The sequence below is a fragment of the Cryomorphaceae bacterium genome, from assembly GCA_007695365.1.
Classification (GTDB): domain Bacteria; phylum Bacteroidota; class Bacteroidia; order Flavobacteriales_D; family SKUL01; genus SKUL01.
Window position 1 is genome coordinate 33,948 of record REDV01000050.1, and the last position, 8,873, is coordinate 42,820.

Consider the following 8,873-nt stretch of genomic DNA (forward strand, 5'->3'; position numbering starts at 1 on the left):
TTGCGGCCACAAGCCGCATAGCGTTAGTGCCACTAATCTCCCTGAATGTCCAAAGTTCGTTACAAGTATAACCCCAGCACCTTAAACTACGAAAAGGTTGAGGTAACCACGCGAGACCGACTTCGCACCCTTGCTTCCTACATGGTTCTGGGTCTCTTTTTTGCTGCCTTAATCCTGCTTGTGTCGTACACCTTTTTTGATTCACCCAAGGAAAAGATGCTGCGCAGGGAAAATGCTTTTCTGCGCAGCCAGTACGAATTGCTGAACAAAGATCTGAGCAGGGTAGAGCGCGTGCTTGCCGATATTGAGAATCGCGACGACAACATCTACCGAACCATATTTGAAGCTGAGCCCATCTCTCAAAACGTGAGAAACATGGGTGTGGGAGGTATCAATCGCTACCAGCACCTTGAGGGCTACAGCATGAGTGATTTGGTGATTGACACCCGCTACCAGTTAGATCGTCTCGAAAAGCGTTTGTACATCCAGTCAAAGTCGTTTGATGAGGTGATTGACCTCGCCAAAAACAAGGAATTGCTGCTTGCATCCATTCCCGCGATTCAGCCTGTGAACAACAAGGAGCTGAAGCGAATGGCCTCCGGCTTTGGGAACCGTATTCACCCGTTGTATAAAGTGTGGAAAATGCACTGGGGAATGGATTTTTCCGCTCCGATTGGTACCGAAATATACGCAACCGGCGATGGCGTTGTGAAAGAGGCGAATATTCGAAACTCCCGCGGTTACGGACGTTATGTGGTGATTGATCACGGTTTTGGTTACGAAACGCTGTACGCGCACATGAGCAAGTTGAATGTTCGCAAAGGTCAAAAGGTGAAAAGGGGAGAGGTTATCGGGCTGGTTGGAAACACCGGAACCTCAAGTGCCCCTCACCTGCATTACGAAGTAATCAAGGATGGTAAGAAAATCAACCCGATTAACTTCTTCTTTAACGACCTGTCACCGGAAGAGTACGACCGGATGATTGAGATGTCTGCCCATGCCAACCAGTCATTCGACTAATTCATGTCTATCCCGGAGTTTTCTGATACCAAGCTCTATTACTCTATTGGCGAAGTGGCCGAGAAGATGGGTGTAAATGCATCGCTTATCAGGTTCTGGGAGAAGGAGTTTGGGCTACAGCCCTCCAAAAGTAAAAAAGGCAACCGGCTTTTTACTTCCAAAGACATTGCCGAGCTGGAGTTGATTTACCATCTCGTGAAAGAGCGTGGTTTTACACTCGACGGCGCCCGACAGAAAATGCGATCTGACCGGGAAGGCACCGAACGTGAAAAGGAAGTGGTTGAACGGCTTACAAAGGTGCGCTCTTTTCTGCTTGAGCTGAAAGCCGGGCTGGATAGAACGGGCGGTAGCTAAATCCGGGTTTTACGGGTACTTGCGTGATGCAAGTTTGATTGTAAACAAATCGGGTGGTCAATCACAACCTCAATCACACCCTTTTGTCATTTCGACCGGAGTGCTGAGGAACGAAGCACGCAGTAGCCTGCCCCGAAGAATTTCGAGGCGCAACTCCTGGTGTCGTTACTTCGGTCGAAATGACAAAAACTAGTAATGAAGTGCAAAACTCGGACACACATCAATCAGACTCTCTGTTGGGAGCCTCTGAAGGAAAAGCTTCAAGCGCTGTGCGCCATCGCAAAATCTTTGCCTATGCGCTCTGCGGCAATCTTTGCCGACAGCAAACAAAGCGGCGTTCCTCCTCCCGGATGTACACTTCCACCGGCAAAATACAAACCTTTGATTTTGTTGCTGAAATTGGCGTGCCGCAGAAATGCCGCAAACATATTGTTGCTGCTTGCTCCGTAAATAGAGCCCATGTACGATGAAGTCTGGGCTTCAACCACACGTGGCTCCAGTATGCGCTCACAGGCGATGAGCGGCTTGATATCCCGACCCAGTATATTGCTCAGTTTGCGCTGAACATTTTCGCGGGTGCGCTCAATGAGTGCGTCCCAATCCTGGCCGTAATTGGCCGGTACGTTAACCATCACAAACCAGTTTTCGCAACCGGGAGGTGCATCAGAAGGCTGGTCTTTTACCGTGTTGTTGATGTATATGGTGGGGTCGTCAGTGATGGTTTTGGTGTTGAACAGGCAGTCAAACTCGTGCTTGTAATCGGCAGAGAAAAAGGCGTTGTGTAAATCCAGTTCCGGAAAGACATCCTTCACGCCCCAATAAAACACCATCATGCTGGTTGAGCGCTCCTGGCGCAAGATTTTCTCGGGGGCTTTTTCTTCGGCCAGGAGTTTTCGATAGGTGGGTACAACGTCCATGTTGCTCAATACAATATCGGCGTCATAATTTCCATTGGTCGTTTCAATTCCGGTGGTTTCTTTACGCTCAACCCTGATGCGTTCAACCTTTTCGTTGAAGTGAAACGTAACCCCGCACTCTGTGGCCAGTTCGTAAAGGGCTTTGGTCATGCCGTAAAACCCCCCTTCAATAAAGTATGTACCCAGGTTGTACTCAAGGTGTGCAATGGTGTTGAGGATGCCCGGTGCTACATATGGCGACGAACCATTGAAGGTTGCGTAGCGATTAAAAAGCTGCACCAACTTGGGATGCTTTAGTCGCTTGCTGTTTACCTTGTTCAGCGTGTTGGTGATGTCGAGCTGCGGAAATCGCGCAATGGCCTTCAGCGCGTCGCGGGTCATAAAAGTGCCCGCTTTGTGAATGGATTCCTGCAGGAAAATTCTACCGGCTAGTTCATGGTTTTTTTTACTGTGATCCAGGTATTTTCGAATCACATCGCCCGATACGCCAGTCTTTTCTTCAACTTCGCTGCAAAACTTGTCGCGATTGGCATAGCCGGAAATATGGGTGCCGTCGGGGTAGAAGTACCGGCAGATTAGTTCTTTGCGTTTGTAGTTGAAATGGTCGCGCGGATTTTTCCCCGCCAGTTCATAAAGCTCATCCACCAGCCATGTCATGGTGCTTACCGATGGGCCGGCGTCAAAGCGGTAGCCGTCCATCCAGAACTCGTGGAGTTTGCCGCCGGGATACGAACTTGCTTCAAATACGTGTACTTCCAACCCCATCAGCGCAAGGCGGATACTGCTCGCCATGCCGGCCACACCGGAACCAATAACTACTGCTTTCATGGGAGCGAAGGTACCCAACTTTACACATGTCAAATGTGATATTTGTCAGTCTTCGGGTTTTTCATGCATTTTGGTATATTTGTTCCAGTCTTGTGTAAAACCAAATTGCGATGAAAAACCAAAAGATAAAGTGGCTGGCGGCGAGTGGGCTCGCTTTTTTGTTTTTGTGCGGAGTTTCCGGGCCGTTGTTCGCCCAGGGCGGAGAACGGTTAAACCACCCCGATCGCATTGAAATGGAGCAAACATTTTTCGGAATGCGATTTTTGCACCAGGGATACTCAAAAAACGGACGTGAAATCCGAGCAGTATTGCAGGAAAACCCGGAGGCCTTTGCCCTGTACAGGGCCGGACGTACTGAAATGACCCTGGGCGAGATAACCGGTTACATCGGCGGTTTTGGCCTGGGTTGGCTACTGGTGGATTTGCTCTACCAGCAACCCAGTCCATGGTTTATTTACGGAATGTCTGCGGTGATAATTCCGTCCATCGTGTTATCGGCCACAGGAACCAACAAGGTAAAGCGTTCAATTGCCTTGTATAACGACGGTCTTACCAACTTTGGGGCGCGGAAAGGCACAACATGGACATTGGGAGGCCAGCAGTACGGGATTGGTCTGGGAATTCGCTGGTAACAGGCTTACTTGAGCACCTTTACATTGATGGCAACGGGGCCTTTTTCACCCGGAGCTACTTCAAAACTTACACGGTTTCCTTCGCGAATTTCATCGAGGTGCGATTTTACGTGCGTGAACAAACTCTCATTCGACCCCTTTACAGCAATGAACCCATAGCCTTTTGATTCGTCAAAAAACTTAACCGTTCCTTCCTTCACCGGGTCTTCTTCCTCTTTGGGCGGAACACCGATAACAATGTCCTCGGCGTTAATTTCTTCGCGATCCTGTTCTTCGGGCGGAGTATCAACAATATTTCCGTACTCATCAACGTACGCAATCATATCGTCAAAACTGGGCTTGTCCGGATTATCTTCTTTCCGGGCTTCTTTGCGCTTCAGCTTGTCTTCCTTCTTTTTTTGTTTCTTTTTTTCTTTTTCCCGTTTGTTCCAGGATTCGTGTGATCTGCCCATAAATGGATTTTGGTGCTTAAATGATGCGGGTAGCGACGTTCACCACCCGAGCCAACAAGATACAACAATTTTCCCGAACTGCCATGCGTCCTTTCAGAGTCATGTAATTGTTCGAGGTTGTTCCGGTTGTGTATTTCACTCTCAGTAAAACTCTTCGTAATAGCCCAGAAGATGGAGCTGTACCTTGCTCATGGACTCCATTGAGGCAGGGTTTCCCATTTCTTTCAACATCCCGTCGAGGGGTGCGATAAACCGATGTAAACCAGCGTTTCGTTCTTCAGAATCCGGACAGTTTTTTTTCAGTTCTTTCAGTTCCATGGCAAGCAACTCCTGCAATCCTTCAGCTTCAGGTATTTTCTTCCATTTGTCAATCAGGGCAATCATCGTTTCAAGCCCCCGCTCAGCTTCAGGGCATGGTGGCTGAAGTATTCCGTTGTTGTGGTTTTTGGCACTGGCGTAGCCTTCTCCAGGTCCTGCAGCACAGCCCAGGGTTAATAAAATTGCAAGAAAAAATGGTTTAACCATGGTTCACAGATGTCGGTTAATGCTCCTTCAAAGTGAAGCTTTGCAAAGATAATCAACTAAACGGATGTAGATGTCTTGTGTGCAAAAGTGCCTCCCAAAAGGCAAAGTTCTGATTGATTTCCCACCAGAACGGAACTGAAGTTAAAATATCGTTAACTTCGCATTAACGTAAGCCGCTGAAGCATGGAGGTACCTTTGCATGAGAATTCGATATCGAACGATATGCAAAACCAGACAAAAGGAAAAATTCTGATCGTTGACGACGATACAGATATTCAGGATATGCTCAGTTATAACCTGCGAAAAGAAGGCTACCAGGTGCGAACAGCAGGCGACGGCAAAAAAGCCGTAGCTGTTGCCGCAGATTTTAGCCCTGACCTGATTATTCTCGATGTGATGATGCCCGAAATGGACGGTATTGAAACCTGTCGTGAACTCCGTATGAACAGTGACCTTGATCACACCCTCATTGCATTCCTAACAGCCCGCGGCGAAGATTATTCGCAAATTGCCGGATTTGAGGCAGGTGCCGATGACTACATCTCCAAGCCGGTAAAGCCAAGGGTTTTGGTGAGCAGGGTGCAGGCCCTTATGCGTCGTAAGGGCGGACAGGAAGAATCGCCCGCTTCCAACCAGCACGGCGATGTGGTGATTGACCACGAAAAATACCGTGTTACCCGCTCGGGCGAGGAAATTCCCATGCCAAAAAAGGAATTTGAATTGCTTTCACTCCTGATGTCGAAGCCCGGAAGGGTCTTTACCCGCGAAATTATCCTGAGCCAGATTTGGGGCAACGACGTGGTGGTAGGCGACCGAACCATAGACGTTCACATTCGCAAACTTCGCGAAAAAATTGGAGATCAGTTCATTAAAACCGTAAAGGGCGTGGGCTACAAGATTGACGCCTAGCCCGTGAAATCCATTACCCCTATACAAGTAGCAGGGGGTGCGGCAGCCGCACTGGCAGCCGTGGTTTTCGCGATTCTGCTCTCAGTGCACATTTTCGTCTCGCCCATTCAGTGGTGGGCCATTTGGGCCGGCAGCGCTGCGGCCGGGTTGGCGGCTTTCGGAGTGTTTTATTTCGCTATAGAGTCGTTTATTAACCATAGGATTAAGGTAATTTACAAAACCATTCACGCGCTTAAAAGCCCCAAATCAACCCAGGTGCCAAGGGTTGAAATGACTGGAGACATGCTCGGGAAAATCAACCGCGAGGTGCAGGATTGGGCAGCAGGAAAAATCAGTGAGGTGCGCGAATTACGCCAGCGCGACGATTTCCGAAAGGAGTTTATTGGCAACCTGGCCCACGAACTTAAAACGCCCATCTTCAACATTCAGGGCTACATTCTTACACTGCTCGAAGGTGCCCTGGACGACCCCGAAATAAACCAGAAATTTCTTGAACGCGCCTCCAAAAGTGTTGACAGGATGATCTTAATCATCAATGATCTGGATACCATCAGCCGATTTGAAGCCGGGAGAATGGAACTAAAACTCGCCAAAACAGACCTTGTAGAACTCTGCAAGGAGCTTATAGATGGCATGGAAATGAGCGCCAGAAAGCGTAAAATGAAACTTGCCGTTGATCACCCCGAAGGCCTGCCTGTGTGGGTCAAAATTGACCGTTTCAGAATGAGTCAGGTGCTCACCAACCTGTTTTCAAATGCCCTTAACTACGGCAACCCGGGAGGCAGTTGTACCGTGTCGTTCGACGATATGGACCAGCACGTATTGGTAGAAGTGAGCGACGATGGCCCCGGTATTGAACCCGAACATTTACCCCGATTGTTTGAACGCTTTTACCGGGTGGACAAAAGCCGTGCGCGCAATTCGGGCGGTACCGGCCTCGGATTGGCCATAACCAAACACATTCTTGAGGCCCACGGGCAGTCCATCAACGTGCGCAGTAAGGTGGGCGAGGGGACCACGCTCTCATTTACTCTGCCAAAAGCCTAAAGTCCGAATGCTTTAAATGCTGATTTCAATAACGCATCTGTGTGCTCAGAAGCCTCCGCTGGCCAAGTGGAGTCGGCGTTTTCTGCCCGGCACAGGGCGTTGGCGAGTGAGTAATATTCCTGCTTACAGGTAAGAAAACCAAACTGTTGCGCAAACCAAGTTGCCAGATACTCCTGTTCACCTTGACCGGGTGTGGGTATGAGTACGGCTTTGCGTTGCAAGGCCAGCAAATCGCACAGGCTGGAGTATCCCGACCGGCAGAGAATGGTTCGGCTTTGCGCAACGAGCTTTTCAATTTCACGCGGTTGCGCAAGATGCATGATGCTCATATCTTCAGGGGTTTGCGTGCTCAAAGGCTTTGTTGTTCCGCGAATCAAAGCCAGCTTTTTGCCGCTTTCCAATCCGTATTGAATCACCAGCTGCTCCAGTTTGCTACGTTCAGGTTCGGGGCCTGATAAAATCGCGAGTAAGTCATAAACGGTCTCATTCATTGGAGCATCGTGCAGTCTTGACAGAGCGCCGATATAGCGCACGTTTAAGCCTTTTGGAGGTGGGTGTCCCAATGCGCCCGATAGCTGGGGTGTTTGTTGGAAATCGGGCACCCATACTTCCGCAAAGCGCTTGAGCAGAGAGCGGTGCAAGGCATTCCCCGGCCCGCTCAGCCCACCGGTTTTCAGGTTGAGTTGATGGCAAAGTATCACCGACGGCACCTTGCTGCTCCAAAAACCGTAGCGATTGTCCGAAATAATGAGGTCCGGCTGGAATTCTGCAACCACCCCCCTGATGGTCTTGCGTTCATTGCTGAGAATGCGCAGAAAGGCAGGAATTTGAAGCAACATGGAGACACCGAATGAAAAGCGGTAATGAATCACCGGATGCCTAAGTATCCTGTATGCAACCCGGTCTTCGAAAAGGGGTTGCAAGAGGGTGTGTTGCGAAGGGGTGATGACAAGCAGCACACGGTATCGGCACTCCAGCAAACAGCGAATCACAGGCACACAGCGCGTTGCATGACCGAGCCCCCATTCAAGGGGCGACACCACAACCAGCGGATTCTTTTTTTCCACGGAGCTAAAGGTAGCAAAGCGATGGGGTTATTTTTTGCGCTTTGCAAGGGCGCGGCAAATATCGCGCATCAGGTGAGGGCCTTCAAAGATCATCCCTGTAATGAGTTGCACGGCATCGGCTCCGGCATCCAGTTTGTCCAGCGCGTCACGGGTGCTCAATACTCCGCCACAGCCAAAAATGGTAAAGCGCTTGCCCCATTTTTCGCGGGTTTTTCGGATCAGTTCATTGGAGCGAAGCTGGCAGGTTTTTCCGCTCAATCCGCCGCGATAACTTTCCGGAGCTTCTTCGGGATGGTCTGCCTCGTTGTAGTTTTTGTTGAGGTTGCCAATGACCACACCGTGCGCTCCACAGGTGTCCAGCACTTCCAGCATCTGGTTGAATTCTTCCCAGGTGCTGTTGATGGGCATTTTGGCGTACACGGGCTTGTTGTGTTTAATTTGCATCAGGCGCTCCATCAGCGGACGCAAATGGGCGGCATCGGCAAAACTCTCGCCGCCGTGCACGTTGGGACATGAAATGTTGATGGTGTAGAAGTCGCCGATGTTTTCTTCAACCAACCTGCGCAGAGAGTAAGCATAGTCTTCGATGGCTGCTTCGTTTCCCGCAGATTGGGCGTCATTGGTTTTGGCAATGCTGATGCCCCACACAAAGCCGGGCGGTTTGCGGGTTTTTTTCAGGCGCTCAATCACGGCATCCACGCCTTCATTTTTCAGTCCTTTATACACCACGAGCGATTGTGACCGAATCATCCGCTTTAACCTCGGTGGCTCATTTCCCTTGCATGGGCGCGCCGTTACCGACCCTATTTCATCGCCGCCAAAAGAGAGGCAATCCAGCACTCCCGCCAATCTGCCGTTGTAATCAAAACCGGCAGCCAGCACAATGGGCGCCGGGTAGGTAATGCCATCCAGGGTGGTGCTCACATCCGGTCCGCGGTATTGGTACATCCACGCGAGCAATACCCGGGTAATGCGGTATTTACCCATGCGCTCGCCCATGGAAACAAACACGTGGTGAATCCAGTCCGGGTCGGTCAGGAAAAGCAGAGGTTTTAATATGCGCTTGTAGAGAAAACGAATCATTGGGTGAAGGTAATTACGGATAACGACAGAGGCGGGAAG

At 50.0% G+C, this 8,873-nt stretch carries 10 protein-coding genes; 5 read left to right on the forward strand and 5 right to left on the reverse strand.

Translation table 11 applies throughout. From position 1 onward, the window contains the following. The first annotated feature begins 45 nt into the window (after nucleotides 1–45). Entirely contained in the window at nucleotides 46–1,020 is a 975-nt protein-coding gene (locus tag EA392_02615) for a M23 family metallopeptidase (protein TVR41030.1), read from the forward strand. 3 nt (nucleotides 1,021–1,023) lie between these two features. Further along, entirely contained in the window at nucleotides 1,024–1,374 is a 351-nt protein-coding gene (locus tag EA392_02620) for a MerR family transcriptional regulator (protein ID TVR41031.1), read from the forward strand. A 260-nt stretch (nucleotides 1,375–1,634) separates the two neighbouring features. On the opposite strand, the gene crtI is transcribed toward EA392_02620, so the two are convergent. Further along, complete coding sequence (crtI, locus tag EA392_02625) at nucleotides 1,635–3,119, reverse strand: phytoene desaturase (GenBank protein ID TVR41032.1); 1,485 nt, start codon at nucleotides 3,117–3,119, stop codon at nucleotides 1,635–1,637. 110 nt (nucleotides 3,120–3,229) lie between these two features. On the opposite strand from crtI, the gene EA392_02630 reads away from it, so the two are divergent. Continuing rightward, a complete protein-coding gene (locus tag EA392_02630) occupies nucleotides 3,230–3,751 on the forward strand; it encodes a hypothetical protein (protein TVR41033.1) in 522 nt (173 codons plus the stop codon). A gap of 5 nt (nucleotides 3,752–3,756) precedes the next feature. On the opposite strand, the gene EA392_02635 is transcribed toward EA392_02630, so the two are convergent. Both EA392_02635 and EA392_02640 read right to left on the reverse strand, forming a co-directional pair. Continuing rightward, on the reverse strand, nucleotides 3,757–4,203 hold the full coding sequence (locus EA392_02635) for a cold shock domain-containing protein (protein TVR41034.1): 447 nt from the start codon (nucleotides 4,201–4,203) through the stop codon (nucleotides 3,757–3,759). Between the two features lie 141 nt (nucleotides 4,204–4,344). Then, nucleotides 4,345–4,728 carry a hypothetical protein gene (locus tag EA392_02640; protein TVR41035.1) on the reverse strand — a complete coding sequence of 128 codons (384 nt, stop codon included), beginning with the start codon at nucleotides 4,726–4,728 and terminating at the stop codon, nucleotides 4,345–4,347. 222 nt (nucleotides 4,729–4,950) lie between these two features. Between EA392_02640 and EA392_02645 the strand changes: the two genes are divergently transcribed. Continuing rightward, a complete protein-coding gene (locus EA392_02645; GenBank protein TVR41036.1) occupies nucleotides 4,951–5,637 on the forward strand; it encodes a DNA-binding response regulator in 687 nt (228 codons plus the stop codon). A gap of 3 nt (nucleotides 5,638–5,640) precedes the next feature. Continuing rightward, complete coding sequence (locus EA392_02650; GenBank protein ID TVR41037.1) at nucleotides 5,641–6,684, forward strand: sensor histidine kinase; 1,044 nt, start codon at nucleotides 5,641–5,643, stop codon at nucleotides 6,682–6,684. Here EA392_02650 and EA392_02655 read toward each other — a convergent pair. Then, nucleotides 6,681–7,751, reverse strand: coding sequence for a hypothetical protein (locus EA392_02655; GenBank protein TVR41038.1), 1,071 nt, complete (start codon nucleotides 7,749–7,751; stop codon nucleotides 6,681–6,683). The two genes, EA392_02650 and EA392_02655, sit on opposite strands and share 4 nt — an antisense overlap. Nucleotides 7,752–7,778: 27 nt before the next feature. Further along, nucleotides 7,779–8,834 (reverse strand): quinone-dependent dihydroorotate dehydrogenase, encoded by a 1,056-nt coding sequence (locus EA392_02660; protein TVR41039.1) that lies wholly within the window; start codon nucleotides 8,832–8,834, stop codon nucleotides 7,779–7,781. Between the last annotated feature and the right edge of the window lie 39 nt (nucleotides 8,835–8,873).